Annotated in this window: 25 protein-coding genes; 13 read left to right on the top strand and 12 right to left on the bottom strand. The window is 66.5% G+C overall.

What is annotated here, in order from left to right:
- Positions 1-48: 48 nt before the first annotated feature.
- Positions 49-774: an IclR family transcriptional regulator gene (locus DFR49_RS09985; RefSeq protein WP_170150993.1), complete on the top strand. Its 726-nt coding sequence runs from the start codon at positions 49-51 to the stop codon at positions 772-774.
- Here the strand turns inward: DFR49_RS09985 and DFR49_RS09990 are convergent, their stop codons facing one another.
- From DFR49_RS09990 to DFR49_RS10015, 6 genes are all read right to left on the bottom strand, one after another.
- Positions 775-1,347, bottom strand: a complete 573-nt coding sequence (locus DFR49_RS09990; protein WP_245968354.1) for an NADPH-dependent FMN reductase — start codon at positions 1,345-1,347, stop codon at positions 775-777.
- Positions 1,340-2,488 carry a CaiB/BaiF CoA transferase family protein gene (locus DFR49_RS09995; RefSeq protein WP_119035614.1) on the bottom strand — a complete coding sequence of 383 codons (1,149 nt, stop codon included), beginning with the start codon at positions 2,486-2,488 and terminating at the stop codon, positions 1,340-1,342. The genes DFR49_RS09990 and DFR49_RS09995 overlap by 8 nt, the downstream gene beginning before the upstream one ends.
- A 15-nt stretch (positions 2,489-2,503) precedes the next feature.
- Positions 2,504-3,415 carry an SDR family NAD(P)-dependent oxidoreductase gene (locus tag DFR49_RS10000; protein ID WP_211325860.1) on the bottom strand — a complete coding sequence of 304 codons (912 nt, stop codon included), beginning with the start codon at positions 3,413-3,415 and terminating at the stop codon, positions 2,504-2,506.
- Positions 3,416-3,456: 41 nt separating this feature from the next.
- Positions 3,457-5,841: a TonB-dependent receptor gene (locus tag DFR49_RS10005; RefSeq protein WP_119035615.1), complete on the bottom strand. Its 2,385-nt coding sequence runs from the start codon at positions 5,839-5,841 to the stop codon at positions 3,457-3,459.
- Positions 5,842-5,920: 79 nt separating this feature from the next.
- Positions 5,921-7,018: an LLM class flavin-dependent oxidoreductase gene (locus DFR49_RS10010; protein ID WP_119035616.1), complete on the bottom strand. Its 1,098-nt coding sequence runs from the start codon at positions 7,016-7,018 to the stop codon at positions 5,921-5,923.
- Entirely contained in the window at positions 7,018-8,616 is a 1,599-nt protein-coding gene (locus tag DFR49_RS10015) for an AMP-binding protein (RefSeq protein WP_119035617.1), read from the bottom strand. Before DFR49_RS10015 ends, DFR49_RS10010 begins: the two co-directional genes overlap by 1 nt.
- Before the next feature lie 242 nt (positions 8,617-8,858).
- Here DFR49_RS10015 and DFR49_RS10020 point away from each other — a divergent pair, with 242 nt between their 5' ends.
- The 7 genes from DFR49_RS10020 to DFR49_RS10050 are packed head-to-tail and all read left to right on the top strand — an operon-like array spanning position 8,859 to position 15,204.
- Positions 8,859-9,632, top strand: a complete 774-nt coding sequence (locus tag DFR49_RS10020) for an enoyl-CoA hydratase/isomerase family protein (RefSeq protein ID WP_119035618.1) — start codon at positions 8,859-8,861, stop codon at positions 9,630-9,632.
- 2 nt (positions 9,633-9,634) lie between these two features.
- Positions 9,635-11,242, top strand: coding sequence for an acyl-CoA mutase large subunit family protein (locus DFR49_RS10025; protein WP_119035619.1), 1,608 nt, complete (start codon positions 9,635-9,637; stop codon positions 11,240-11,242).
- A complete protein-coding gene (locus tag DFR49_RS10030) occupies positions 11,239-11,652 on the top strand; it encodes a cobalamin B12-binding domain-containing protein (protein ID WP_211325862.1) in 414 nt (137 codons plus the stop codon). Before DFR49_RS10025 ends, DFR49_RS10030 begins: the two co-directional genes overlap by 4 nt.
- Positions 11,649-12,788, top strand: coding sequence for a CaiB/BaiF CoA transferase family protein (locus DFR49_RS10035; RefSeq protein ID WP_119035621.1), 1,140 nt, complete (start codon positions 11,649-11,651; stop codon positions 12,786-12,788). Before DFR49_RS10030 ends, DFR49_RS10035 begins: the two co-directional genes overlap by 4 nt.
- Positions 12,775-13,674, top strand: coding sequence for an ArgK/MeaB family GTPase (locus tag DFR49_RS10040; RefSeq protein WP_119035622.1), 900 nt, complete (start codon positions 12,775-12,777; stop codon positions 13,672-13,674). The genes DFR49_RS10035 and DFR49_RS10040 overlap by 14 nt, the downstream gene beginning before the upstream one ends.
- Positions 13,667-14,809, top strand: a complete 1,143-nt coding sequence (locus DFR49_RS10045) for a thiolase domain-containing protein (RefSeq protein WP_119035623.1) — start codon at positions 13,667-13,669, stop codon at positions 14,807-14,809. Before DFR49_RS10040 ends, DFR49_RS10045 begins: the two co-directional genes overlap by 8 nt.
- Positions 14,809-15,204, top strand: a complete 396-nt coding sequence (locus DFR49_RS10050) for a Zn-ribbon domain-containing OB-fold protein (RefSeq protein WP_119035624.1) — start codon at positions 14,809-14,811, stop codon at positions 15,202-15,204. The genes DFR49_RS10045 and DFR49_RS10050 overlap by 1 nt, the downstream gene beginning before the upstream one ends.
- On the opposite strand, the gene DFR49_RS10055 is transcribed toward DFR49_RS10050, so the two are convergent.
- Positions 15,192-16,733, bottom strand: a complete 1,542-nt coding sequence (locus tag DFR49_RS10055) for a long-chain-fatty-acid--CoA ligase (protein WP_119035625.1) — start codon at positions 16,731-16,733, stop codon at positions 15,192-15,194. The two genes, DFR49_RS10050 and DFR49_RS10055, sit on opposite strands and share 13 nt — an antisense overlap.
- Before the next feature lie 109 nt (positions 16,734-16,842).
- On the opposite strand from DFR49_RS10055, the gene DFR49_RS10060 reads away from it, so the two are divergent.
- A complete protein-coding gene (locus DFR49_RS10060) occupies positions 16,843-17,613 on the top strand; it encodes a citryl-CoA lyase (protein WP_119035626.1) in 771 nt (256 codons plus the stop codon).
- Here DFR49_RS10060 and DFR49_RS10065 read toward each other — a convergent pair.
- From DFR49_RS10065 to DFR49_RS10085, 5 genes are read right to left on the bottom strand one after another with little or no spacing between them, the layout of a single operon-like run.
- Positions 17,600-18,265 carry a nitroreductase gene (locus DFR49_RS10065; RefSeq protein ID WP_119035627.1) on the bottom strand — a complete coding sequence of 222 codons (666 nt, stop codon included), beginning with the start codon at positions 18,263-18,265 and terminating at the stop codon, positions 17,600-17,602. The genes DFR49_RS10060 and DFR49_RS10065 overlap by 14 nt on opposite strands.
- A complete protein-coding gene (locus tag DFR49_RS10070) occupies positions 18,262-19,467 on the bottom strand; it encodes a CaiB/BaiF CoA transferase family protein (protein WP_119035628.1) in 1,206 nt (401 codons plus the stop codon). Before DFR49_RS10070 ends, DFR49_RS10065 begins: the two co-directional genes overlap by 4 nt.
- Positions 19,460-19,930: a MaoC family dehydratase gene (locus DFR49_RS10075; RefSeq protein ID WP_119035629.1), complete on the bottom strand. Its 471-nt coding sequence runs from the start codon at positions 19,928-19,930 to the stop codon at positions 19,460-19,462. Before DFR49_RS10075 ends, DFR49_RS10070 begins: the two co-directional genes overlap by 8 nt.
- Before the next feature lie 11 nt (positions 19,931-19,941).
- Positions 19,942-20,823: an HpcH/HpaI aldolase/citrate lyase family protein gene (locus DFR49_RS10080; protein ID WP_211325863.1), complete on the bottom strand. Its 882-nt coding sequence runs from the start codon at positions 20,821-20,823 to the stop codon at positions 19,942-19,944.
- 25 nt (positions 20,824-20,848) lie between these two features.
- Positions 20,849-22,015, bottom strand: a complete 1,167-nt coding sequence (locus tag DFR49_RS10085) for an acyl-CoA dehydrogenase family protein (protein WP_119035631.1) — start codon at positions 22,013-22,015, stop codon at positions 20,849-20,851.
- A 177-nt stretch (positions 22,016-22,192) separates the two neighbouring features.
- Here DFR49_RS10085 and DFR49_RS10090 point away from each other — a divergent pair, with 177 nt between their 5' ends.
- The 4 genes from DFR49_RS10090 (at position 22,193) to fabI (ending at position 26,008) form a co-directional block, all read left to right on the top strand.
- On the top strand, positions 22,193-23,233 hold the full coding sequence (locus DFR49_RS10090; RefSeq protein WP_119035632.1) for an oxidoreductase: 1,041 nt from the start codon (positions 22,193-22,195) through the stop codon (positions 23,231-23,233).
- 64 nt (positions 23,234-23,297) lie between these two features.
- Positions 23,298-24,239, top strand: coding sequence for a DnaJ C-terminal domain-containing protein (locus DFR49_RS10095; RefSeq protein WP_119035633.1), 942 nt, complete (start codon positions 23,298-23,300; stop codon positions 24,237-24,239).
- Positions 24,240-24,245: 6 nt separating this feature from the next.
- A complete protein-coding gene (locus tag DFR49_RS10100) occupies positions 24,246-25,208 on the top strand; it encodes a YihY/virulence factor BrkB family protein (protein WP_119035634.1) in 963 nt (320 codons plus the stop codon).
- Complete coding sequence (gene fabI / locus DFR49_RS10105; RefSeq protein ID WP_119035635.1) at positions 25,205-26,008, top strand: enoyl-ACP reductase FabI; 804 nt, start codon at positions 25,205-25,207, stop codon at positions 26,006-26,008. The genes DFR49_RS10100 and fabI overlap by 4 nt, the downstream gene beginning before the upstream one ends.
- The last annotated feature ends 1 nt before the right edge of the window (position 26,009 follow it).

A 26,009-nucleotide genomic window follows, 5' to 3' on the forward strand; every position in this document is an offset into this window, starting at 1 on the left:
TGATGAATTATCTTGACGGCGAGACCGCAATCGCGTTGAATGGAATTCATGGATGTGAAAACCGCCGGTCGTACCGTCGACCTGTTCGAACTCTTCGCCAAGTCGAAGGCGCCCCTCACCTTGTCCGAGATCGCGCGCGGGTTGAGCGCCCCGCAATCGAGCTGTTTCAACCTCGTTCGCGCGCTCGAGGCAAGGGGGTTTCTCTATTCGATCGGCGGCAACAAGCGGCTCTACCCGACCCGCAAGCTATTCGACATCGCGCAGGCGATCGCCGAATACGAGCCCGCCATTCCAAGGCTCGAACCGCTGCTGGAGAAGCTCCGCGACGCGACCAACGAAACCGCGATCCTCGGCACGCGCCAGGGCGATCGCGTGATCTACCTCGCGGTCGCCGAAGGGCAGCAGACGATCCGGTACATGTCGCGCGCGGGCGAGCTGAAGCCGATCCACGCGAGCGCGATCGGCAAGGCCTTGCTGACCACCGCCCCCGCCGACGAACGTGCCGACATCGTCAAGCGCGTCGCGCTGCCGGCGGTGACCGGCAACACGATCACCGGGCGCGACGAATTGCTTGCCGAGATCGCGACCGCCGAAGCACGCGGATGGAGCCAGACCCGCGGCGAGAACGTCGCCGACGTCATGGCGATCGCGGTGCCGTTCAAGGTCGATGGTGCCGCCTATGCGATCGCGATCGCGGGGCCGATCGGCCGCATGGAGCCGCTGGCGGCACAGCATGTCGCCACGGTCCAGGCGATGATCGGGACGATGGTCTGATCAGGCGGCGCCACGCCCCAGCGCAAACTCGACCACCTGGGCACCGACCAGCGCGAGTTGGTCGGCGATGCGCGGATCGGCGCAGCAGCCATCGTGGAACGGCCCGCCCGACGTATTGATCGCCGCGCCGAACGGAGTCGGCCAGCCGCGCAGCGCATGGACGATCGATCGCATCGCGAGCAGCGTCCCGCCGGTCGCCTGCCAGCCGAACGCGGTGGCGATCAGCCCGACGGGCAGCCCGTGGAGATAGACACGCCGATCGCGCGCGGTTTCTTCGAGATAATCGATCGCGTTCTTGACCAGCCCGGAAATCGATCCGTGATAGCCCGGGCTGGCGAGGATCAGGCCATCCGCATCCCGCACCGCCGCCACCAGCGCCGCCGCGTCGCTGCCCGGCACCAGCGGTTCGCCCGAATAATGCGGGATGGCGAGCAGGCGTTCGCCGCCGAACAATTGCGTGTGTGCGCCTGCATCCGCCGCGGCGGCAAGCGCCAGCGCGAGCGCCTGTTCGGTCGATGAGCCCGGCCGGGTGGTGCCGCCGATGCCGACGATGCGAAGCGGCCGATCAGCCATCGGCGAACACGCCGCGCGCGCGCCAATCCGCGATCCGGGCGTCGTCATGGCCCAGCTCGGCGATCACCGCGGCGCCGTCCGCGCCCTTGGCGGCGACCGACCTCAGCGGCGCGGCGCCGGTCCGCCCGAAACGCGGCGCGGGCGCGGGTTGCAGGACGCCGTCGACCTCCGCCGTGCTGTGCCGTGCGACGAAATGCGGGTGCGCGGCGGCCTCGATCGGCGACAGCACCGGCGCGAAGCAGACGTCTTCGTCGCCGAGCAGCGCCTCCCAATGCGCACGATCGTGCATGCGGAAGGTCGCATCGAGCAGCGCCTTCAATTCGGGCCAGCGCGCCTTGTCGGCGCGCGCCGCTTTCCATTGGGGATCGAGGCCGAGGATATCGACCAGCCGCGCGAAGAATTGCGGTTCGAGCGCGCCGATCGACACATATTGATGATCGGCGGTTTCGAAGACGCCGTAATAGGGCACACCGCCGTCGAGCAGGTTGGTGCCGCGATCAAGCGTGTGGAAACCGCTGGCGAGATAGCCGAACGTACTCGCAAGCAGCGTCAGGCAGCCTTCGACCATCGCCGCGTCGACCACCTGGCCCTTGCCCGACTGGCTGCGCTCATGGAGCGCGGCGAGGATTCCGAACGCGATCAGCATCCCGCCGCCACCGAAATCGGAAATCAGGTTGAGCGGCATCACCGGCGGGCCGTCGACAGGGCCGATCAGATCGATCACGCCGGCGAGCGCGGTATAATTGAGATCATGCCCGGCGCGCTGCGCCAATGGTCCGTCCTGGCCGTAGCCAGTGATCCGACCGTAGATCAGCCGCGGGTTGCGCCCCAGGCAGATATCGGGGCCGACGCCCAGCCGCTCGGCAACCCCCGGGCGAAAGCCTTCGATCAGCACATCGGCGCGATCGATCAGGTCGAGCAGGATCGCGATCGCATCGGGCTGCTTCAGGTCGAGCGCGAGACTGCGCTTGCCGCGATTGTAGACGAAGAAGCGTTGTTCGATCTCGAAACCGTGATCGTGCGCGCTCGCGCGCTCGATGCGGATCACCTCGGCGCCGTGATCGGCGAGCATCATGCCCGCCATCGGCCCCGGCCCGAAACCGGCGAGTTCGACGACCCGCAATCCCGAAAGCGCGCCCATTCCCGTCCTCTCCGCTCAGATCGGATCCCAGCTAAAGACGTCCTTGCTCATGTCCGGCCCGTAGAAATTGGCGCGGAGCGCGGGAATGGCGTGATCGGCAACGCTTTGCGGCGTCCAGCCTTCGGGACGGTGGACCGAGCGTAGCGGACGGCTCTGCGACATCAGGAAAATCTCGTTGGCGCGCACCGCGAACACCTGGCCGGTGACATCGGCCGCGGCATCGGTGAGCAGATAGACGGCGAGCGGCGCGACCATCGCCGGATCCATCTTCTTGAGCGTCTCGACGCGCGCGGCCTGCGCTTCGTCCTTCACCGGGATCGCCCCGATCATGCGGCTGAACGCGAAGGGGGCGATGCAGTTCGAGCGCACCCGCGCCTGCGCCATGTCGATCGAGATCGAGCGCGACAGGCCAGCGATCCCCATCTTCGCGGCAGCGTAGTTCGCTTGGCCCATGCCGCCGATCAGCCCCGAGGTCGAGGTCATGTGGACATAGGCGCCCGATTGCTGCGCGCGGAGGTGGGGCGCCGCCGCGCGCGACATGTAGAAAGTGCCGTTGAGATGCACGTCGATCACCGCGCGCCACTCGTCGGGATCCATCTTGAAGAAGAAGCGGTCGCGAAGGATGCCGGCGTTGTTCACCACGCCGTCGATCCGACCATAGGTGTCCAGCGCCTGGCCGATGATCCGCTGCGCCGATTCCCACGAGGCAACGCTGTCGCCGTTCGCGACCGCATTGCCCCCGGCGGCACGGATTTCATCGACCACCTTCCCGGCGGCGCTGGCACTGGCCCCCTCCCCGTGGACCGACGCGCCGAGATCGTTGACGACGACGCTGGCCCCCTCCGACGCTAACAGCAGGGCGATGCCGCGCCCGATCCCGCCGCCGGCGCCGGTGACGACTACGACCTTGTCTTCAAGCAATCCCAACGTTCTTCCTTCCCGTTGCGTAATCGAGACGCGATGCCGCGTCAGAAACGATAGCCGAGTTCGACCGCCACCTCGCGCCCGCGGCCGACGACGCCGCGCTGCTCGCGCGCCTGCCCGGTCTTGTCCTGTGCCGAGAGGATGTAATAGCGGTTGGTAAGGTTGCGCCCCACCAGCCCAACGGTGGCACCGTTCCCGAGATCGAACCGGGCGCTTGCGTTCAAGCGCCAGAAATCGGGCTGGTACGACCCCGGCGATAGCGCCTCGGCGCCGTAATAGCTGCTCGTATAGATCGCGTCGCCGGTGAGGGTGAGCTTCTGATCGCCCAGATCCGCGACATAGGTGGCGCCGATGTTGCCCGCCCAATCCGGCGAGCGCGTCGGTGCCCGGCCGGTGAAATCCTGCGCCGCCGCGACGCAGCCCTCGTCCTCGGTCTGTCCCGAGAAGCATTGCCCGACGAAGGTGCCGAACCGGTTTCGGTTCCAGTTCAGCGAACCGCGCAACTGGAAAGCGCTCGTAACGTCATAATAAGCGTTCGCGTCGATCCCGACCTGTTTCAGCGCTCCGGCATTCGCAAGCGTGTAGGAAATGGTCGCGGGGTTGTAGGTGTTCACCTGAAGATCGGTGAATTTATATGTATAGGCGGTCACGTCGGCACGCAGCCGGCCACCCATCAGCGACGCCTTCGCGCCGGCCTCGAAACCGCGCACCTTTTCGGATTCGAAGTCGAAATCGCCAAGCACCGATGCCGCCGTAATCGTCGACGACAAGGCGAAGCCGCCCGATTTGTAGCCGGTCCGATAGCCGACGAAGAAGGTCACGTCGGGCGAATAATGATAAGCGACCGTCACTTCGGGCGAGACGTTGTTGAACGTCTGGTGATCGGTGAAGCCCTTGCCGTAGGGGAAGGACGCGCGCCCGTGTTCGGCGATGTTGAACAGCGTCGATGCCTTGGTTTCATGCGTGTACCGCGCGCCACCGGCGATCTCGAGTTGGTCAATCGGCTTGAGGATCATCTGCGCGAACGCCGAATAGGCCTTGTTGAGCTGGGTGCCGTGCTTTTCGAACGCGACCAGCGTGCCCGCCGCCAGATTGAGATCGGTATCGTCGCGCAGCTTGGCGTATTGATGATACGGATCGACATCGACGCTCTGGTAGAACCCACCGACCATCAGGTTGAACGGCCCTTCGAAGTCGGTCAGGACGCGCAATTCCTGGCTGAAAATCTTGTAGGTCATGTTGGTGTAGGTCTGGAGCTGCGAATAGCTCGTTTCGTCGAAATTGCCGTAGGCGAAATTCTCCCATGCCGTGTAGCCGGTGATCGCGCTGATCTTGAACTTGTCGAGATCGAGCTGGTTGGCGAACGAGACGAGCACCGCCTTGAACGATCCGCGATCGATGCCACCCTTCGAATCCGGGATATATTGGGCGAGGCCCGGCGGAAGCTGCCCCTGCGAGACGCGGTTGTCCGGCACGCATTCGCCGTACGGATCGTCGATATTGTAAACCTTGGGATGCGCGCCGACGCACCCGCCGACGACCTGGCTGGTAACGCCGGGGCCGTCGTTGCGCGCATCGTCGACCGTCACCTTGAGCTTGCTCGAGAAGTTCGGTGCCGGATCCCAGCTCAGCGACACGCGGCCGAGGAACTCGCGATCCCCCAGCCGCTGACGGCTCTTGGGCGGATCGGCAAAGGGATAGGCCGGGTTGAACGGGTTGGCGATCGCCTGCGCGGTATTGTGCATCCAGCCGGTCATGTTGCGATACCTGAGCGCGATCCGGCCCTTGAGCGTGTCGGTGAGCGGGCCCGACAGCATCACGTCGGTGGTCGATTCGTCACCGACGAATTCGTACGACGTGCGCGCATAGCCCTCGAAATGATCGGTCGGCTCGGCTGAGGTCAGCGAGATGACGCCGGCGGTGTTGTTCTTGCCGAACATCAGCGTCTGCGGCCCCTTCATCACCTCGGCCCGGCCAAGGTCGAAAAAGCCCGCCGAGGTGATCCACGAGCTGTTGATCGGTACGCCGTCCGCGACGATCGTCACCGGCTGTTCGAAACCGATCGTCGTCGGCGCGGTGCTGACCCCGCGGATCGCGATCGAACCGCCGCCGAGCCCGACGGTGCTGCCGACGACAAGGCCGGGCACGTTCTGCGTGATCCGCTGGATGCTGTCCGAATTATAGCGCTGGATCTCGTCGCCGGTGAGCACACTGACCGCCACCGGAACCTCGATCGCCCGCTCCTCGCGCAGGCGCGCGGTGACGACGATATCCGCGGGCGCCTGATCGGCGGCGGCCGACGGCACCTGCTGCGACGGCCCCGAATCGCCCGCATCGGCGGTCTGCGCGATCGCCGCACCGCCGCACAACATCACGGCAACCGCAACCAATGATGCGGCGCCCTTCATCGTCACGTCCAGTTTCGTCATGACCAACCTCCCCTAGAGAGCACCGAAAATTTTCCATCAACTTTCGTATGCCCGATGAAATCAGATTAAGTTTCGATCTTTATTTGGTTTTATCTTCTATATATCGCGCGAGCTTTGGCCCGATATCTTCGGCCATCAGCCGGTATGATTTGAGATGGGCGGCGCGATCGTCCCAATCCTTCTTCGCGATCAGGAGGCCGCCGAACGGCCCGACCGTGTCGACGATCTCGACGAGACGATCGAGCACCGTCGCCGGGCTGCCCTTGATGACGATATCGGCGAGCATCCGCGCGACGGTGATGTCGGCATCGGGGGTCTCGGGGGTCGGCTTGAAGATGCCGAGCATCCCGCGCGATCCCAGGTTCCGCCAGAAATAATCGTAATACCACCAGATCGAATTGTTCGGCCGAGCGAGATAGGCCTCGGCCTCGGCATCGCTGTCGGCGACGAAGATGCTCCGCCCAAGCCGCCATTTGCGCCAGTCGGGCGCGATCCCGCCGCGCTCGGCGCCCTCGCAATAGGTTTCCCAATGCGTCTTGGCGTTCACGAAGGGCATGAAATTCGCCGAAATCATGCCCCAGCCGCGCTCGCCGGCGAGCCGTGCCGGCCCCGAACGCGGGCTCATCGCGGTGGTGAAGATCGGCGGATGCGGCTGCTGGAGCGGCTTGATCACCCGGCCGTGGCCGAGGCTGGTGTTGACCGCCTTTTCGAGCTTGATCGTCCAGAACTCGCCCTTGATGTCCCAGGGCGGTTCGCCGGCCCAGATCTGCTGGATCATGTCGATCGATTCGACCATCATCGCGTTGCGATCGGACGTGAGTGTGCCGAACACCTCCATGTCGCTGCCCAGCCCGCCCGGCCCGATGCCCATCAGCAGGCGCCCGCCCGAAAGGTTGTCGAACAGGGCGGTATTGCCCGCGATCTGGAGCGGGTGATGCTGCGGCAGGTTGAAGACGCCGGTGCCCAGCTTGATCGACCGCGTTTCGGGGATCAGCGTCGCGAGGAACTGGAGCGGATCGGTGATCGGCTCCGACGTGGCGGTATAATGTTCGCCGACGAAGACCTCGTCATAGCCGAGCTTGTCGAGTTCGATGACGCACTCGCGATCCTCGGCGAGAAACGGCGCAAGCGGTTTGTCGGGATCGTGCAAGGGCATCAGGAACAGGCCGAGCTTCATCACGCAATCTCCGCTTTGTGGGTATGGCCCTGGGCCTGAACGTCGTTCGCGGCCGTGGGGCCGTCGAGGTGCCGCTGCGCCATCTCGCGCAGCCGGCCGCGCTGGATCTTCACGCCGTTGGGACTAGCGATCGACGGCAGGCTATCGATCACCAGCGCGCGCACCGGCACCTTGTAGCGCGCGAGCGAGGCGCGACAGGCGGCCAGGATCTCTGTTTCGACCAGGACCGCGCCGGGCGCGGCGATCAGGAAGGCGAACGGCACCAAGCGGCCTTCATGGGTCACCGCGACCACTTGCGCACTCTCGACGCCAGGCAGGTCCTGGAGGAAGTCCTCGATCTCGCGCGGGTTCACGAGGAAGCCGCCGAGCCGCAACACATCGTCGATCCGGGATCGGAAGGTGAAGCGCCCATCGGCGACCTCACCATGATCGCCGCTGTGAAAGAAGCCGTCGGCATCGCGTGCGCGTTGCGTGCGTTCCGCGTCGCCCAGATAATGGTCGAAGCCCGAAGGGCCGCGGAGCAGCAATTCGCCATCGACGGCGCGGACATCGGCATCGGCGCTCACCGGCGCCACCGCAACCTGCTCGCCAGTGGCCTGCGACGCCAGCGCGTAGAGCGCCTGCATCTCGGAACTACCATAGATGCTGTGTGGACGGAGCCCCATCGCGATACCGCGCGCGATCGCGTGGACGGCATCGGGTTGGAAGGCCGCGATCGCGGAGAAGCGCACGCCGTCGAACGGCACGCCTTCCGCAGCGTCGGCGAGCCGGCCGATCATCCGATCGTCGCCGAAGAGATGCGTGATGCCCCGATCACGGATCAGCGTCGCCGCCAGGCGCGGATCGAATATGTCGAGGCAGACAAGCTCAGCCGCCCCGGCGACCGCCGCCATCGCCGCGACATTACCGAACGTCCCGCAAAACGGCACCGTCGCGAGCAGCCTGGCGCCCTGCTCCCCCATACCGATCCGATCCGCGACATCATCGGCATGGCCCGCGATCGAGGCCTGATCGTGGACGATCAATTTGGGTCGCGCGGTCGTACCGCTGCTGGTGTAGACGAGCGCGGCGGCATCGGGCTGCGCGCGATCTTCGATCCGACCGTCGAGCCCCGTGGGGATCAACGCGCGACGCACCGCCAGATCATCGTCGGGCAGCGTGTCCGCGAACAACATCGCCTCGAGCGCGGGCAGCGCGCCAAGATCGATCCCCTCCCGCACCGATCGCAAATCGATCGCGCCGAAGGCTTGACGCGTGATCAGAAGCCGAGCGCCCGAGCGCGCCAACACGTCGCCGATCTCGGCACTGCCGAAGCGCGTATTGATATGAACCGCCGGCGCCGCGAGTCGCGCGAGCGCGAATATGCCGGTCAGGTAATCGATTCCATTGGGCAGCCAGAGCGCGACGGGCACGCCGGGCGCAACGCCCTGATCGGCGAGATACCGCGCGAGCCCTTCGACCCGGCGCGCGAAAAGAGTCCAGGTCAGGCGCTGATCGCCGTCGTGGATCGCGACCCGCGATCCGGCACGCGCCATCGACCGGGCAAGAAGCTCCGACAAGGTTGCCGAACGGCCGTATCGAGGCACGCGAGCGATCATCCTCTTCCCATCTTCGGGCCAGGCGTCTGATGCGCCCGAGCCGGCAGACCATAGGCACAGCCGGATCGACGTTCAACATAATTTTCAACTGAGTGACATTATTTTCATCATATTGAATAATTTTGATGTGATAGGCCATGAACGCTTGACGATCTATATTTCACCATGCAGAAACTTCTTTCACTGATGTGTAAATATTCGCTTCGGACGGATGAGGCGTAAGAGAGGGTGTCGGGGCAGACATGCTGGTTGCGAAAACGCACAAAAGTGGCGTCGTCACGCTGACGCTGTGCCGCGCCGCCAAACGCAATGCGCTGAGCGGTGCTCTGATCGAAGCGCTCGGCACGAGGCTTGATGCGACGCGCGACGAAGATATGGCGGTGCTGGTGGTGCGCGGTGACGGGGACCGGGCGTTCGCGTCGGGGGGTGATCTCGACGAACTCTCGGCGATCCGCACCGTGGAAGCCGCCGCCGATATGTCGCATCGCTTTCGGGCGGTTCTCGAAAAATTGCGCAGCTTCCCGGTGCCCGTGATCGCGGCATTGAACGGCGATGCGTTCGGCGGCGGGGCCGAACTGGCGATGGCCTGCGATCTGCGGATCGCGGCCGGGCACGCGCGGATCGGGTTTCTCCAGGGCAAGCTCGCGATCTCCACCGCATGGGGCGGCGGACCGGATCTGTTCGCCGCGCTGGGGATCAGCCGCGCGCTACGCTTACTAGGACGCGCGGAAATCCTGTCCGCGCCCTGCGCGCGCGAATGGGGATTGCTCGACGCCGTCGCCGATGACGGCCAGCCGTTCGAGGCCTTCGTCGACGCTTATGTGGCGGGCTTCTCCGAACGGACGCCCGACGTCATGCGCGCCTTCAAGGCGCTCGCACATGCCGCGCGCATCGGCGCCCCCCGCGACGCGGCGCTGGCGCTCGAAACCAAGCATTTCGCCCGCACCTGGGCCGACGACGCACATTGGGCCGCGGTCGAGGCAAGCCTTGGCCGGGCCGGAAAGGTTCAGGAGTAACGATGGCGCGCGCAGCCGAACCCCCGCCAACCCGCCCGCTGGGCCGAACGCCGTCCGGAATCGAGATCCCGCTGGTCGCCGGCCCCGGGCATCACCGGACCGCGAGCGAAGGCGAGCCCGGGCAATGGCCGTTCACGCGGGGCATCTTCCCCGACGGCTATACCGGCCGGACCTGGACGATGCGCCAATATTCGGGGTTCGGCACCGCCGAGGAATCGAACGCCCGGTACAAGTTCCTGCTCGAAAGCGGGCAGACCGGCCTGTCGGTGGCGCTCGATCTGCCCACCCAGTGCGGCTACGATCCGGTCGATCCGATCGCCGGCCCGGAGGTCGGCAAGGTCGGCGTGTCGCTGTCGAACCTGTCGGAAATGGAATTGCTGTTCGACGGCATCGATCTCGGCGGCATCTCGACCTCGTTCACGATCAACGGCACCGCGGCGATCATCTACGCCATGTACGTCGCCTGTGCCGACAAGCAGGGCGTGCCGCGCGATCGGCTGACCGGCACGATCCAGAACGACATCCTCAAGGAATATGTCGCGCGCGGCACCTGGATCTGGCCGGTGCGGCCGTCGATGCGGCTGATCGCCGATACGATTCTCTACGCGAACCAGACGAGCCCGCGGTTCAACCCGATCTCGATCGCCGGGGCGCACGTCCGCGACGCCGGCTGCACCGCGGTCGAGGAAATGGCGTACACGCTCGCCAACGGGCTCGCTTATGTCGACGAACTGGTCGCGCGCGGCGGCGAGGTCGCCAAATTCGCCAAGCGGCTGAGCTTCTTCTTCTACGTCCACATGGATTTCTTCGAGGAGATCGCGAAGTTCCGCGCCGGGCGGCGGCTGTGGGCGAAGCTGCTCAGCGAACGCTACGGCGTCACCGACGCGAAGGCGCTGATGTTCCGCTTCGGCGTCGTCTGCGGCGGGTCGTCGCTCACCGCGGCGCAGCCCTTCAACAATGTGGTGCGCGTCGGCATCGAGACGATGGCCGCGGTCTTCGGCGGCGCGCAATCGATCTTCACCGCCGCGTTCGACGAGGCGACGCAAATTCCCAGCGAATTTTCCGCTGAACTCGCGCTGCGCACCCAGCAGGTGCTCGCCGCCGAAAGCGGGATCGCGAAATCGGTCGATCCGCTGGGCGGCAGCCATCTGGTCGAATATCTTACCGATCGTACCGAAGAGGCGATCGAGGCGGTGATGCGCGAGATCGACGATTATGGCGGCGTGATCAAGGCGATCGAGGACGGCTGGTTGCAGGCGCGGCTGGCGCAACGCGCGCTCGAGCGCAAGATCGCGATCGACGCCAGGGAAACGCTCGTCGTCGGCGTCAACGTCCATACCGGCGGCTCGGGCGGCGAGATGGGCGAACAGTTCCGGATCGATCCGGAAACGACCCGCACCGTCAAGGCGAAATACGCCGCGATCCGCGAATCGCGCAACGAGGGCGATGTCGAGCGAACGCTTGCCGCGCTGTCGAGGGCGGCCGCCAGCGACCACGAGAACATCCTGCCCTACCTGGTCGACTGCTGCCACGCTTATGCCACCGTCGGCGAGATGGTCAGCCGGCTGAGCGCCGAATGGGGCGCTTTCGAGGAACCGATCCGGCTATGAACGACGCTCACGCCCTCCCCCTCACCGGCAAGCGCATCCTGGTGGCAAAGCCGGGGCTCGACGGCCACGACATCGGCGCCAAGATCATTGCGCTGGCGCTTCGCGACGCGGGCGCCGAGGTGATCTATACCGGCTTGCGCAAGGCGCCCGATTTCATCGCCCGGATCGCGGTCGATGAGGATGTCGACGCGGTCGGCCTCAGCATCCTCTCGGGCAGCCATGTCGAACTCGTACGGCAGACGCGCGACTCGCTCGCCGACCTGGGCGGCGAGGATATCCCGATGTTTGTCGGCGGCACGATCCCGGGTGACGATCATGACGCGCTGCGGCAGCTCGGCGTCGCGCGCATCTTCACCAGCGAGATGCAGCTTCCCGACGTCATCACGCAGGTCGCCGAGGTATTGGCGTGAGCGGCCCGCTTCGCGGCATCCGCATCCTCGAAATCGGCCATATGCTGGCCGGCCCCTATTGCGGGCTGCTGCTGGCCGATCTCGGCGCCGAGGTCATCAAGATCGAACCCCCGACCGGCGATATCGCCCGCGAGGCGAGCCCGCATTTCGTCGGCGCGCACAACGCCTATTTCGCCAGCCTCAACCGCAACAAGCGCGGCGTCGTCATCGACCTGCAAAGCACAACCGGGCAGGCGCAGCTTCACGAGCTGTGCCGGTCGGCGGATGCGCTGATCACCAATCTCCGGCCGTCGGCGATCCGCAAGCTCGGGCTGACTTATGCGACCCTGCGCGAGATCAATCCCGGTCTCGTCTGCGTGGCGCTGACCGGGTTCGGCCTCACCAGCCCCTATGCCGAGCGCCCCGCCTATGATTACATCATCCAGGCGATGACGGGGGTGATGGAATTGACCGGCGATCCCGGAACGCTTCCCACCAAGACGGGCTATTCGGCGGTCGACAATTCGGCCGGGGCGTTCGCGGCGCTGGGGATGCTCGCCAAGCTGCATTCGGGCGAGGGCGGGCAGGTCGATATCGCGATGTACGACGTGATGCTGTCGCAGCTCAATTATCTCGCCTCCTCGATCCTCAACGGCCAGGAAACCGCGCTGCGCCAGGCGAGTTCGGCGCACCCTTATTTCGTGCCGGCGCAGGTGTTTCAAACCGCGGATTCGTGGCTGGTGCTGTTCATCACCCATGACAGCTTCTGGCGCCTGTTCTGCGAAGCGGTCGGCCATCCCGAATGGATCGGCTCCCCCGAACACGGCACGATCTCCGCACGTAGCCGCAATCGCGCCAAGGTGATCGCCGACGTCTCGGCGGCGCTCGCGCAGCGCACCACCGAGGAATGGCTCGAACGGTTGCTACCGCTCGGCATCGTGGTCGCCGGGATCAAGACACTCGACCAGGCCCTGCACAGCGAGCAGACCCGCGCCCGCGGCATGATCGTCGAGGTGACCGCCGGCGACGCCACGCTCCAGCTCGTCGGCAATCCGATCAAGGTTCTCGGCATGGACGAGCAATTCGCCGAACCCCCGCTGCTCGGCGGCGACGACGACACGCTGCTCAGCACGCCGGCCGAGCATGACGCCGGTTGACCGCCGCAGTCTCTCCCGCGAGATCACGCGGCTCGCCAATGCCAGCGTCGCGGAGGCGCTCGCGCTCGACGCGCTGCCCGCCGACCGCTGCCCGCTGATCGGGATCACCGGCCCGCCCGGCGTCGGCAAAAGCTCGCTGATCGCCCGGCTCGCGCGCGAGCGGATGGCCGCGCGCGACTCGCTCGCGATCCTCGCGATCGACCCGACCAGCCCGTTGAGCGGCGGCGCGATCCTCGGCGATCGCATCCGCATGGGCGAACTGGTCGATGATCGCCGCATCTTCATCCGATCGCTGGCGACGCGCGACAGCCGCGACGGGCTGGCCGACAACCTGCCGCTGATCATCGACCGGATCGTCCGTGCGGGCTTCGCCGAAGTGCTGCTCGAGACGGTCGGCGTGGGGCAGGTCGAATATGCCGTGCGCGACATGGTCGATACGATGGTGCTGGTGTTGTCGCCGGGATCGGGCGACCAGATCCAGGCGATGAAGAGCGGCATCATCGAGACGCCCGACATCTTCGTCATCAACAAGGCCGATCTGCCCGGCGCCGACCGGGTGGCGGGCGAAATCCGATCGATCCTGCATTTCCGCAAAGCCCCTCCGACCGTATGGCGGCCACGATTGGTCAAGGTGTCGGCCGATCGCGGCGAGGGGCTGGCCGATCTGAGCACGCTCATCGACGGCCATCAGGCATGGCTCGTCGAACAGGGCGGCGGTCCCACCGCGGCCCAGTGGCGTCGCCAGATCCTCGCCAGCCTGATCGCGCGGCGCGCCGGCGACGTCTTGCGTGCGTTGCCCACCGACGCGACCGAAGGCCGGCTCAGCGACGCCTTCCACCGCGCGATCGGCGCAATGGCGGCGAAGGAGGAGCCCGGCGATGGCTGACGCCTATATCGTCGGTGCGTATGAATTGCCGTATCGCAAGGCGCCCGACAAATCGGTGGCGCAGATGCACGGCGAGGCGGCGCTCGGCGCGCTCGCCGATGCGGGGCTGACGCTCGCCGATGTCGACGGCTATTTCTGCGCGGGCGACGCGACCGGGCTCGGCCCGGTGTCGATGGCCGATTATCTCAACCTGCGGCTGCGCCACCTCGACAGCACAGAGATCGGTGGCAGTTCCTACGTCGCCCACGTCGCGCACGCCGCCGAGGCGATCCGCGCCGGCAAGTGTGACGTCGCGCTGATCACGCTCGCCGGGCGGCCGCGACAGGGCCAAAAGGGCGGGCTGCCTTTTCCCGGCCCCGAAGGCGCCTGGGAAATCCCGTTCCGCCCCGTCACCGCCAACGTCTATGCGATGGCGGCGCAGCGGCACATGCACGAATTCGGCACCACGTCCGAACAGCTCGCCTGGATCAAGGTCGCCGCCTCCGAGCACGCGCAGCACAATCCGCACGCGATGCTGCCCAGGCCGGTGACGGTCGAGGAGGTGCTTGCCTCGCCGATCATCGCCTCGCCGCTACACATGCTCGATTGCTGCGTCGTCAGCGACGGCGGCGGCGCGCTGGTGGTGGCGCGCCCCGAGATCGCGCACGGCCTTTCGCGGCCACGGGTCGCGGTGAAGGGCGCGGGCGAAAGCTACAAGGGCCAGAACGGCGGCGCGATCGACATCACCTGGTCGGCCGGGCGGATGTCGGGCGCCACCGCCTTCGCCGAGGCGGGGATCACCCCGGCCGATATCAAATATGCCTCGATCTACGACAGTTTCACGATCACCGTGCTGATCACGCTGGAAGACCTCGGCTTCTGCGCGCGCGGCCGCGGCGGCGCGTTCGTCGCCGACGGCAATCTGATCTCGGGCGTCGGCGCGCTGCCGTTCAACACCGATGGCGGCGGGCTGTGCAACAACCACCCCGCGAACCGTGGCGGGATGACCAAGGTGATCGAGGCGGTCCGCCAGCTCCGCAGCGAGGCGCACCCGGCGGTTCAGGTGCCGTCGTGCGACCTCGCGCTGGTCCACGGCACGGGCGGTTTCCTGGCCAGCCGCCACGGCTCGGCGACGTTGATCCTGGAGCGCGAATAATGGGCGAGAGCCTGCTGCCCGCACCACCGGCGAGCCCCGAGACGGCGAAGTTCGTTGCCGCCGCGCGCGAGGGGCGTTTCCTGATCCGCCGCTGCACGGTCTGCGCGAAGCCGCATTGGTATCCGCGCGCGATCTGCCCGTTCTGCGGCGGCGAGACGCAGTGGGAGGAAGCGACCGGGCGCGGCGAACTCTATGCCTTTTCGACGCTGATGCGTGCCGATCCGCCGTACACGCTCGCTTATGTCACGTTGGCGGAAGGCCCGACGATGATGACCAATATCGTCGATGCCGACCCGGCGGCGCTGGCGATCGGGCAGCCAGTGCGGATCGTCTGGCGCGCAGCCGAGGACGGCACGCCGGTGCCGTGCTTCACGCCGGCCGATCAGCCGACCTGACGGCTGCGCCCCTCCCAGAAGGGTTTGCGCAGCTCCGCCTTCAGCACCTTGCCGGTGGCGTTGCGCGGCAGCGCATCGATCGCGAAGACCGCGCGCGGCGCCTTGTATCGCGCCAGCCGTTGCTTGCTCCATTCGATCAGCGCGGCCGCGTCGATCGCGCGGCCCGGCTTGGGCACCACGAACGCCGCCACCGCCTCGCCCCACGAATCGTCGGGCACACCGATCACCGCGACCTCGGCGACATCGTCGTGACCGAACAAGACGTTCTCGACCTCGGCCGGGTAGATGTTCTCGCCGCCCGAGATGATCATGTCCTTCACCCGGCCGCGGATCCACAGATAGCCCTCGGCGTCGATCGAGCCCGCGTCGCCGGTATGATACCAGCCGTCGGCGTCGATCGGTGCCTGATCGGGGCGCCGCCAATAGCCCTGCATGACGCAGTCGGATCGCACCACGATCTCCCCCACCTCGTCGGTGCCGAGCGGGTGGTTCCGTTCGTCGACGATGCCGATCTCGACCCCCGGCATCGCCTTGCCCGCCGCGGGCAGCAGGCGCCCGCCTTCGGCACGGTGATCGTCGGGGGTGAGCGCGACCACCCCGCCCCCGGTTTCGGACGCGCCATAACCCTGCGCGAACCCGCAGCCGAACACCTCGGTCGCCTCGCGCAGCAGATCGGTCTCGATCGGCGAGGTGCCGTAGAAGATGAGGTTGAGCCGGCTGTAATCGGTGGCCCGCGCATTGGGGCTCGCGAGCAGCCGCTGGATCATCGCCGGCACCAGTGCGATCTTGCTGATCCGGTGCGCCCCGATCGCCCGCAGCACGGCTTCGGGCTCGAATTCGGGCAGGATCACGGCCTCGGCGCCGAAATACCAGGTCCGCAGCAGCACCGCATAGCCGCCGACATGGCCGAAAGGCATCACGCACAGGCACGTATCCGCGCTCGTCCAGCTATCCCACGCCAGATGCCGCCGCGCCTGATTGCCTGCGAGCAGGTTGCGGTTGGTGAGGGTAACGCCCTTCGGGATACCCGTGGTGCCAGACGTATAGACCAACGCCGCCATGTCGTCGCCGGTGCCGGGATCGGCGTGCCAATCATCGAGAAGCTCGGCTATCCAGTCGGTCGAATCGGCCGGCAGCACCTTGACCGCGCCGTCAAGCGCGGCGGTGCAATCGGCGAGGAAGGCGTCGCTCACCAGCGCGAGCGCCGCGCCGCTGTCTTCGGCGATGAAGCGCACCTCGGGCCGGGTCAGCCGCCAGTTGATCGGCACGAGCACCATCCGTGCGCGCGCGACCCCGGCGACGATCCGGGCGAACCCGTCGTTGTTCTTGCCCACCCACAGCACGCGATCGCCCGGCGCCAGCCCCATCGCGGCAAGCGTCGCGGCGATCCGGTCGGCGATGTGGTCGAGGTCCGCATAGGTCATCGACCGTCCACCGAAATCGACCGCCGGCGCCATTGGCGCGATCGTCGCATGATGCCGGATCATTCCCGAAACCGTCAGTTCGCGATCGTCCAGAACATCTGCCATGTCTCGTCCTCGTCCGGCATCGGCGGTCGATCGGAGAGATCGCCTGTCCGCGTTGATCTTTTCACAGATATGATTAGAGATTTCTATAGATGAATTACAGGAGACGGTCATGACCGACGGCCCCACCACGCGCATTGCCTGTTCGGACGCCGATTCGGTGACGATCCGCGGCGAAAATCTGGTCGACGATCTGATCGGTAAGAAGACCTTCACCGAGATGGTCTATTTCCTGACGCGCGGGCGGCATCCGTCGCCGACCGAAACCGCGATCCTCGATGCCTGTCTCGTCACGCTGATGGAACATGGCTTCACGCCGGCGGCGCTCGTCACCCGGATCACCGCTGATTCGGTGCCCGATCAGGTCCAGGTCGCGATGGCGGCGGGGCTGCTCACCGTCGGGAGTGTCTTCGTCGGGACGATGGAAGGCTGCGCGGCGATCCTCGCACGCGGGATCGAGGCGCCCGATGCCGAGGCTTTCTGCGCCGGGATCGCGCGCGACTATCTGAGCGCGAAGCGGCCGCTGCCCGGTTTCGGGCATCCGTTCCACAAACCCGACGATCCCCGGACGCCGCGGCTGTTCGCGGTCGCCGAAGCGGCGGGCGCCGAGGGCCGCTACATCCGCCTGTTGAAGATGCTGAGCGCCGCCGTCGATCGCGAGGCCGGGCGGCACCTGACGATCAACGCCACCGGCGCGATCGCCGCGCTGCTGCTCGAGATCGACTTTCCCGCCGACGTCATGCGCGCCGTCGCCGTGATCTCGCGCTGCGGCGGCCTCGCGGGCCATATCATCGAGGAGCGCGAGACGCGCAGCGCGCGGACGATCTGGGCGCTCACCGAGGCGAATATCCCGTATGACGGGCCGCCGCTCAGTCGCGAATGATCGTCGCGATGTCGCCAATCGGCGCGCGCCGCGTCCTAAATGCGTTGGCGGGGTCGCTCCGGTTCTCATAGCCGAACGAGATGCCGCACACGATGACGCGCTCGTCGGGAATCGCGAAATGCGCGCGCACCGTCGGCGATCGGGCGGCCAGCGCCGCCTGGGGAATCGCCGCGACGCCGTGCGCCTGCGCGGCCAGCAGGAAGGTACCGACATAGGCGCCGCAATCGACCGCGCCGTACACGCCCAGTTCGCGCCGCGACGTCACGATCGCGACATGCGGCGCATCGAACAGGACGAAATTGCGGGCCGCCTGCGCGCCCGATGCCGCCCGGTCGCCATGCGCGACGCCGACCGCGTCATAGAGCTGAAGCCCGCATTCGCGCCGCCGCGTGCGATATTCGTCGGGATAGCCTTCGGGAAAGGGGAGATCGGGTTCGGGGGGCGCCGGTTGGGCGAGGGCGTCACGGAACCGGTCGGTCGCGGCGCCGCTGGCGACGATCACCTGCCAAGGCTGGGCGTTGCACCACGAAGCGGTGCGCTGCGCGAGTGCCAGCATCGCGTCGATCGTCGGTTGCGGGACGGGGTCGGGCAGGAACGCGCGGCAACTGTGGCGCGTCGTCAGCAGTCTTTCGAGGGTCGCCGCGTCGGTCATGGGTGCTGCGGATAGCCCATCGCCGCGATCGCCTCCGCGTCGAAGCCGAGTTCGCGCAGCACTTCCGGTCCATGCTCACCGAGCCGCGGCGGCAGGCGCCGTAACCGGCACGGCGTCTCCGAGAAGCTGATCGGAAAGCCCAGCAGCCGGATCCTGCCCTCGCTGGGGTGATCGACGACCGGAAACATCTCCATCGCTTCGAGATGCGGGTCTTCGAGCAGATCGTTGGGGCCTTTGACCTCGCCGAACAGGATATCCGCGGCGAGCAGCAGGTCGACCCATTCGGCGGTCGTCTTCGTCGGCATGACGCCGTCGATCAGCCCGTAAAGCTCCTCATAATGCCGGCTGCGATAGACCGGATCGGCGAGTTCGGGATTGTCGGCCATGTCGTCGCGGCCGATCATCCGCAGGAAGCGCAGCCACTGTTTGGTGGTATAGGGCAGCACGCACAGCCAGCCGTCCTTGGTCTGGAACGGGCGCCGGTCCTTGTTGATCACGCGGGCATAGCCCGCCTCGCCCATCGGCGGCTCGAAGGCACGGCCCGCCATATGTTCGGGCATGACGAACGCGACCATCGTCTCGAACATCGGCACTTCGATATACTGGCCCTTGCCGGTGCGTAGGCGGTGGATCAGCGCGCCCATCACCGAATAGGCGATCGCCTGGCCGCACGCCTTGTCCGCGACCACCGTCGCGATCAACTGGTTGGTGCCCGAGGCAAGCCGCTGGAGCCCGGCGATGCCCGACATCGCCTGGATCGTATCGTCGGCGGCGGGCCGCCCGGCATACGGGCCTTTTTCCGAATAGCCGTAGGCCGCGCAGTAGATGATCTGAGGATTGATCGCGCGAACGGTCTCGTAATCCATGCCGAGCGCGCGTGCTGCCTCCGGCCGCACCGTCACCAACACCACGTCCGCGGTCTTGAGCAGCCGTTCGCGCGCCTCGCGGCCGAGATCGCTCTTGAGGTCGAGCGCGAGGCTGCGCTTGTTGCGGTTGAACTGCATGAAGGTGTGGCTCATGCCCGCCGAACGCTGCGGCACGATATGGCGGAAGGCATCCCCCACCGGCACTTCGAGCTTGATCACGTCGGCGCCGAAATCGCCAAGGATCTGGGCCGCAAGCGGGCCCATCCCCAAGGTCGTCATGTCGACGACGCGCATGCCTTCGAGCGGCTGCGACGGCGCCGTCTCGCCTTCAGCCATCGGTGGGAACCTTCATCATCAGCGCGATGCGATGGATTTTGGCGATCAGCGTGCCTTTCTGGTTGTAGCCGCGATGCTCGAATTCGACGATGCCCGCGTTCGGGCGCGACTTCGATTCGCGTTTCGACAACACCTCGGTCTCGGCGCGTAGCGTGTCGCCGATCGAGACGGGGGCGGGAAAGCTGATGTCCTTGAAGCCCAGATTGCCCACGGTGGTGCCATTGGACACATCGCTGACGCCGACCCCGACGACGAGGCCGAGCGTGAAGATGCTGTTGACGAGCCGCGTGCCCGACACCGAATGCTCCTTGGCGAATTCCTCGTCGAGATGGAGCAACTGGGTGTTCATCGTCAGCGTGGTGATGAGCAGATTGTCGGTCTCGGTCACCGTGCGCGTCAGCGGATGCCGGAAGACGTGGCCGACCTCTAGCTCTTCGTAATATTTGCCGGACGGACGTTCCATCATCTTCTCCCTTATTCCCCGATTTCGGTTGGTTCGGCGGCAGCGAGGATCGCGCGCGCCGTCTCGACATGCGCCTTGTCGATATGCTCGCCACCGACCATGATCGAGCCGAGCCCGGCCGCCTGCGCGCGCTCATATTCGACGATCATCGTGCGATAGTGCGCGAGTTGCTCCGGCCCCGGGCTGAACGCGCGGTTGACGATCGGCGCGTTCGACGGGTGCAGGATAGTCGTGCCCGCGAACCCCATCCGGCGTTCGGCGGCGGCGAACGCCGCGAGCCCGTCGAGATCGTGGACCTGCTGCCAGATGCCGCCGATCGGCCGCTTGCCCGCCGCGCGCGCGGCCATCACCACGCGCGACTTGAGATAGAGCGCCTCGGTGCCTTCCGCGCTCCATTCCATGCCCATCGCGCCCGCGAGATCGGCGCCCTTGGCGAACGCGCCGATCAGATAATCGACCCGCGGGTGCTGCGCGATCTCATAGGCGAGTTGCAGCGATCGCGGCGTCTCCAGCGCCGGCAACAGCCGGACGCTACCGGGGGTCACGCCGTTGCGATCCTCCGCCTCGGCGACGATCGCCGCGCACAGCGCCACGTCTTCCGGCCCCATCGGCATCGACAGGCAGATGCCCTCCAGCCCCGGACGGACGACCGCCATCAGATCGTCGTAATCGTACAGATGCGGGCTCTTGTTCGCGCGCACGTAGACGCGCCGGCCGTGTTCGGCGAGCCAGCCGATCCTGCTCGCGGACAAATCCCGCGCGGCCGCCTTTTCGGATGCCGGCACGCTATCCTCAAGATCGAGGATCACCGCATCCGCTTCGGCTTTGGGCAGGCCGTCGATGAATTTCTGCCGGTGCCCCGGCACGAACATGAACGATCGGATCGGCTTCATCGTCATTTCTCTCGCAGGATCCGGTTCAATAGGATTTGGGCAGCCCGAGCACGCGCTCGCTGATATAGCACAGGATCAGTTCCGGACTGATCGGCGCGATCCGGGGAATGAGCGCTTCACGCAGGAAGCGTTCGACGTGATATTCGCGCGCATAGCCGAACCCGCCATGCGCCATCACCGCGCGCGTACAGGCCTCGAACCCGAATTCGCCGGCGAGATATTTGGCTGCGTTCGCTTCCGCCCCGCAAGGCTTTCCGGCATCGTAGAGCGTCGCCGCCTTCATCATCATCATCTGCGCGGCCTCCAGCTTGATCCAGCTATCGGCGAGCGGATGCTGCACGGCCTGGTTCTGGCCGATCGGCCGGCCGAAGACGACGCGTTCCCGGGCGTATTCGGTGGCGCGTTCAAGCGCGACCTTGCCCAGCGAGATTCCTTCCGAGGCCACGAGGATGCGCTCGGGGTTCAGCCCGTCGAGCAGATAATAGAAACCCTTGCCTTCCTCGCCGATCCGGTCCTCGGGCGCGATCGGCAGGCCGTCGAAAAAGACGGTGCACGATTCCATCGCATTGCGGCCCAGCTTGGCGATCTTCGAGGTCTCGACGTAACGGCGGTCGAGCGGGGCGTAGAACAGCGTCAGCCCATCGACCGGACGCTTGCACTGATCGATCGGCGTGGTCCGCGCCAGCAGCATGATGCGCGCGGCGGTACTCGCCATCGTCGGCCAGACCTTGGTGCCGGTGGCGATATAGTTGGTGCCGTCCCACGTCGCGCGCATGCTGACGCGGGTGGTATCGAGCCCGGTATTGGGCTCGCTGATCCCGAAGCACGCGCGTTCCTCGCCCCGCGTCAGCGGGCCGAGCATCCGCTGCTTCTGCTCGGGCGTGCCGTGCATCACGATCGGATTGGGCGCGAAGACGTAGGAATGGATCGTCGCCGCGCCGGTGAGCCCCGCGCCCGATTCGACGATCGCCTGCATCACCACCGCCGCATCCGCGATCCCCAGACCGGCCCCGCCGCATTCCTCGGGCAGCGTCAGCCCGACATAGCCGCCGGCGACCATGTCGGCGTAGAATTCCTCGGGGAAGCGCTCCTCGCTATCGCATTTGAGCCAGTATTCGGGCGGATACTTCGCGCAAATGGCTTCGACCGCCTGCCGGATGGCGACCTGGTTCTCGGTCGGTGAAAAGTCCACGCGACATTCCTCTCCGCTCGCGTTTCAAGCTTGTCCGGGCCAAATTGACCTCCACAACATTTCAGTCAAGAGAATTATTTTTCACTGTTATGAAATATACCGCATCCGCCGCGCCGCCTCCGTACCGACGCCACTGGCCGTAAACCTCTTTCCCGGCTACATGCAGGACCGAACCTTATGACATATGGCACGACGATCCGAACCGGGCTGATCGGCTACGGCCTCGCCGGCCGCGCGTTTCACGCGCCGCTGATCGCCGCGGTCGAGGGACTCGATCTCGTCGCGATCGCCTCGTTGCGCGCCGAGGAGATCGCGCGCGACTGGCCGGCCGCGCGGACGGCCGACGCCAACACGATCATCGCCGACCCCGACATCGACCTCGTCGTCATCGCCACGCCCAACCCGACGCACGCCCCACTGGCCTGCGCGGCGATCGCGGCGGACAAGCACGTCGTGATCGACAAGCCGCTTGCGCTCGACGTCGGCGAAGGTGCTGTGGTCGCCGCGCTCGCGGCCGACCGGGGGCGCGTGCTCGGCGTGTTCCACAACCGCCGCTGGGATGGCGATTTCCTGACCGTCCGGCACCTGCTCGACGATCGCGCGCTGGGCACGGTGCAGCTCTACGAGGCGCGCTGGGATCGGTTCCGCCCCGCGATTAAGCCGGGCTGGCGCGAACAGCCGGGGCCGGGCAGCGGGCTGCTCGCCGATCTCGGCCCGCATCTGATCGATCAGGCGCTGCTGCTGTTCGGCGCACCGCAGGCGATCACCGCCGACGTGCTCGCCCAGCGCGATGCCGCGCAGGTCGACGATTATTTCGAGCTGACGCTCGATTACGGGCCGATGCGCGCGATCCTTTCCGCCTCGACGCTGGCGGCGGCGCCGCGCCCGCGCTTCGCGGTGCACGGCACCGGCGGCAGCCTCGTCAAATACGGGCTCGATCCGCAGGAGGCATGGCTGCGCGCCGGCAAGCGCCCCGCCGATCCGGGCTATGGCGAGGACGATCCCGCGCTGTACGCGACGCGGACCGACGCCACCGGCACGGCGACGCGTGTGCCGACCGCGCGCGGCGACTATCGCGCCTTCTATGCCGGCATCGTCCGTGCGATCGAGGAAGGCGCGCCGCCCCCGGTCGCACCCGCCGACGCGATCGATGCGCTGCGGCTGATCGAGATCGCGCGGGAGAGCGCCGCCCAGGGCCGCCGCCTCGCCCTCGCCTGATCCCCTTGCGTTCGGGCCGGCGCGCGCCGATGTTCGCCCGTACGTAAGCCGCACCGAGGAGTAGATGGCCGATCCATATTCGACGTTGGGGGTGTCGCGCGGGGCGAGCGAGGCCGAGATCAAGAAGGCGTATCGCAAGCTCGCGAAGGAACTCCATCCCGATCGCAACAAGGACAACCCCAAGGCGGCCGAGCGCTTTTCGCTGGTGACCAACGCCTATGACCTGCTCACCGACAAGGACAAGCGGGCGCGCTTCGACCGCGGCGAGATCGACGCCGACGGCAATCCCACCTCGCCGTTCGGCTTCGGCGGCGGCGGGGGCGGCGCGCGATCGGGCGGGTTCCGCCCCGGCGGCGCGCAGTTCGATTTCGGCGGCGAGGCAGGCGATATCGGCGACATTTTCGAAGGGCTGTTCGGGCAGCGCCAGCAGGGCGGCGGCGGCTTTTCAAGTGGCTTCGGCTTCAACCGCGGCCCCAAGCCCAAGGGCGCCAACATCGCCTATCGGTTGCAGGTGCCCTTCACCGATGCCGCCGCGCTGAAACCGCAGCGGATCACGCTGGGCGACGGATCGACGATCGACCTCAAGCTGCCCGCCGGCGTCGAATCGGGCACGCAGATGCGGCTCGGGGGCAAGGGTCAGGCCGGCCCCGGCGGCAACGGCGACGCGATCGTGACGATCGAGGTGCAGCCGCACCGCTTCTTCACGCGCGACGGCGACGACGTGCGGCTCGATCTGCCGGTGAGCCTGGCCGAGGCGGTGCTTGGCGCCAAGGTGCGCGCACCGACGGTCGACGGCGCGGTCAATCTGACGATCGCGAAGGGCTCCAGCTCGGGCAAGGTGCTGCGGCTCAAGGGCAAGGGCTTCCACAGGAAGGGCGGCGGCCGCGGCGACCAGCTCGTGACGCTGATGATCGATCTACCCGCCGACGACACAGCGCTCGCCGACTTCGTCGAGAGCTGGCCCGGCCGCGACCAGGGGAACCCGCGCGCCCGTTTAGGCGTCTAGCACCGCGTGGAGGACGTCTCCCCCGTCTCGCCCGAGGAGCGGCGCCGGCACGGCGGCACCGCGCGCGTCCGGCTCGACCGGCACCTCGCCAAGGTCAGGCCGGGGAGCTGGACCTACGAGCTGATCAAGCGCGTGCTCGTCGGCACCTGGTCCGACGGGTTCATCCATGCGGGCAATATCGCCTATCTCTCGCTGCTGACGCTGTTCCCCTTCTTCATCGTCGCCGCGGCGGTGGCGCAATTGTTCGGCCAAACGGGCGAGGGGATGCACACCGTCGAGGCGTTCCTGCGCACCGTGCCGCCGAGCGTCGCCAACGTGCTGGCCAAACCGATCGGCGACGTGCTCGCCGCACGCTCGGGGACGCTGCTGTGGCTCGGCGCGATCGTGGGGCTGTGGACCACCGCGAGCTTCGTCGAGACGATCCGCGACATCCTGCGCCGCGCCTATGGCGTGCGCTCAACCCGGGCTTTCTGGCAATATCGACTGACCTCGATCGGGCTGATCATCGCCTCGGTGGTGCTGACGCTGGTGGCGTTCGGGTTTCAGGTGGTGCTCGTCGGGATCGAGCAATTCCTGCTGCGCGTGCTGCCGCTGTCGAGCGACGCGGCAAAGCTGATCTCGATCACCCGCGTCGCGCCGGCGATCGCGCTGTTCGCCGCGCTCTACATGCTGTTCTATTCGCTGACGCCGAGCAAATATCGTTATTCGAAATGCCCCAAGTGGCCCGGCGCACTGCTCACCGCCGCGTGGTGGCTCGCCGTCACCGCGCTGCTGCCGCCGATCCTGTCGATGCTCGGCAGTTACGACCTCACCTATGGCAGCCTTGCCGGCGTGATGATCGCGCTGATCTTCTTCTATCTGGTAGGGCTTGGCCTCGTCATGGGCGCGCATCTCAACGCGGCACTGGCGGAAGACCCCGATGACGGGCTAGAGGGCGCGGCTGGACACAAGGAGGACACTGCGTCGTGACTGGATTGATGCAGGGAAAGCGCGGGCTCATCATGGGACTCGCCAACGACAAGTCGCTCGCCTGGGGCATCGCGCAGAAGCTCAGCGAGCACGGCGCCGAGCTGGCGTTCAGCTATCAGGGCGAGATGATGGAAAAGCGCGTGCGCCCGCTCGCCGAGCAATTGGGCACGGCGAAGCTGATCGACTGCGACGTTTCCGAGACGGCGGAAATCGACCGCGCGTTCGACGATCTCGCGCGCGACTGGCCGCAAATCGATTTCGTCGTCCACGCGATCGGCTTTTCGGACAAGAGCCAGCTTCGCGGGCGCTATTACGATACCACGCTCGACAATTTCCTGATGACGATGAACATCTCGGTGTTCAGCTTCACCGCGGTCGCCCGGCGCGCGCGACAGATGATGCCAGAGGGCGGCAGCCTGTTGACGCTGACCTATTACGGGTCGGAAAAGGTGGTGCCGCATTACAATGTGATGGGGGTCGCCAAATCGGCGCTCGACACCTCGGTCCAGTATCTCGCGGTCGATCTGGGGCGCGACAATATCCGCGTCAACGCGATCTCGGCCGGGCCGATCAAGACGCTGGCGGCCAGCGGGATCGGCGATTTCCGCTACATCCTCAAGTGGAACGAACTCAATTCGCCGATGAAGCGCAACGTGACGATCGAGGATGTCGGCGGCGCCGGGCTCTATCTGTTGAGCGACCTCGCCAGCGGGGTGACCGGCGAGATCCATCATGTCGATGCCGGCTACAACGTCATCGGCATGAAGGCCGAGGACGCGCCCGATATCGCGCTCGCCTGAG

This window comes from Hephaestia caeni (genome assembly GCF_003550065.1).
GTDB classification, from domain to species: domain Bacteria; phylum Pseudomonadota; class Alphaproteobacteria; order Sphingomonadales; family Sphingomonadaceae; genus Sphingomonas; species Sphingomonas caeni_A.

Excerpts from the sequence above, each read along its gene's own strand:
- DFR49_RS10095 (WP_119035633.1), top strand. The coding sequence starts at position 23,298 with ATGGCCGATCCATATTCGACGTTGGGGGTGTCGCGCGGGGCGAGCGAG.
- DFR49_RS10010 (WP_119035616.1), bottom strand. The coding sequence starts at position 7,018 with ATGAAGCTCGGCCTGTTCCTGATGCCCTTGCACGATCCCGACAAACCG.
- DFR49_RS10060 (WP_119035626.1), top strand. The coding sequence starts at position 16,843 with ATGACCGACGGCCCCACCACGCGCATTGCCTGTTCGGACGCCGATTCG.
- DFR49_RS10045 (WP_119035623.1), top strand. The coding sequence starts at position 13,667 with ATGGCTGACGCCTATATCGTCGGTGCGTATGAATTGCCGTATCGCAAG.
- DFR49_RS10005 (WP_119035615.1), bottom strand. The coding sequence starts at position 5,841 with ATGACGAAACTGGACGTGACGATGAAGGGCGCCGCATCATTGGTTGCG.
- DFR49_RS10015 (WP_119035617.1), bottom strand. The coding sequence starts at position 8,616 with ATGATCGCTCGCGTGCCTCGATACGGCCGTTCGGCAACCTTGTCGGAG.
- DFR49_RS09995 (WP_119035614.1), bottom strand. The coding sequence starts at position 2,488 with ATGGGCGCGCTTTCGGGATTGCGGGTCGTCGAACTCGCCGGTTTCGGG.
- DFR49_RS10030 (WP_211325862.1), top strand. The coding sequence starts at position 11,239 with ATGAACGACGCTCACGCCCTCCCCCTCACCGGCAAGCGCATCCTGGTG.
- DFR49_RS10065 (WP_119035627.1), bottom strand. The coding sequence starts at position 18,265 with ATGACCGACGCGGCGACCCTCGAAAGACTGCTGACGACGCGCCACAGT.
- DFR49_RS09985 (WP_170150993.1), top strand. The coding sequence starts at position 49 with ATGGATGTGAAAACCGCCGGTCGTACCGTCGACCTGTTCGAACTCTTC.
- DFR49_RS09990 (WP_245968354.1), bottom strand. The coding sequence starts at position 1,347 with ATGGCTGATCGGCCGCTTCGCATCGTCGGCATCGGCGGCACCACCCGG.
- DFR49_RS10075 (WP_119035629.1), bottom strand. The coding sequence starts at position 19,930 with ATGGAACGTCCGTCCGGCAAATATTACGAAGAGCTAGAGGTCGGCCAC.
- DFR49_RS10025 (WP_119035619.1), top strand. The coding sequence starts at position 9,635 with ATGGCGCGCGCAGCCGAACCCCCGCCAACCCGCCCGCTGGGCCGAACG.
- DFR49_RS10070 (WP_119035628.1), bottom strand. The coding sequence starts at position 19,467 with ATGGCTGAAGGCGAGACGGCGCCGTCGCAGCCGCTCGAAGGCATGCGC.
- DFR49_RS10055 (WP_119035625.1), bottom strand. The coding sequence starts at position 16,733 with ATGGCAGATGTTCTGGACGATCGCGAACTGACGGTTTCGGGAATGATC.
- DFR49_RS10020 (WP_119035618.1), top strand. The coding sequence starts at position 8,859 with ATGCTGGTTGCGAAAACGCACAAAAGTGGCGTCGTCACGCTGACGCTG.
- DFR49_RS10090 (WP_119035632.1), top strand. The coding sequence starts at position 22,193 with ATGACATATGGCACGACGATCCGAACCGGGCTGATCGGCTACGGCCTC.
- DFR49_RS10050 (WP_119035624.1), top strand. The coding sequence starts at position 14,809 with ATGGGCGAGAGCCTGCTGCCCGCACCACCGGCGAGCCCCGAGACGGCG.
- DFR49_RS10040 (WP_119035622.1), top strand. The coding sequence starts at position 12,775 with ATGACGCCGGTTGACCGCCGCAGTCTCTCCCGCGAGATCACGCGGCTC.
- DFR49_RS10080 (WP_211325863.1), bottom strand. The coding sequence starts at position 20,823 with ATGAAGCCGATCCGATCGTTCATGTTCGTGCCGGGGCACCGGCAGAAA.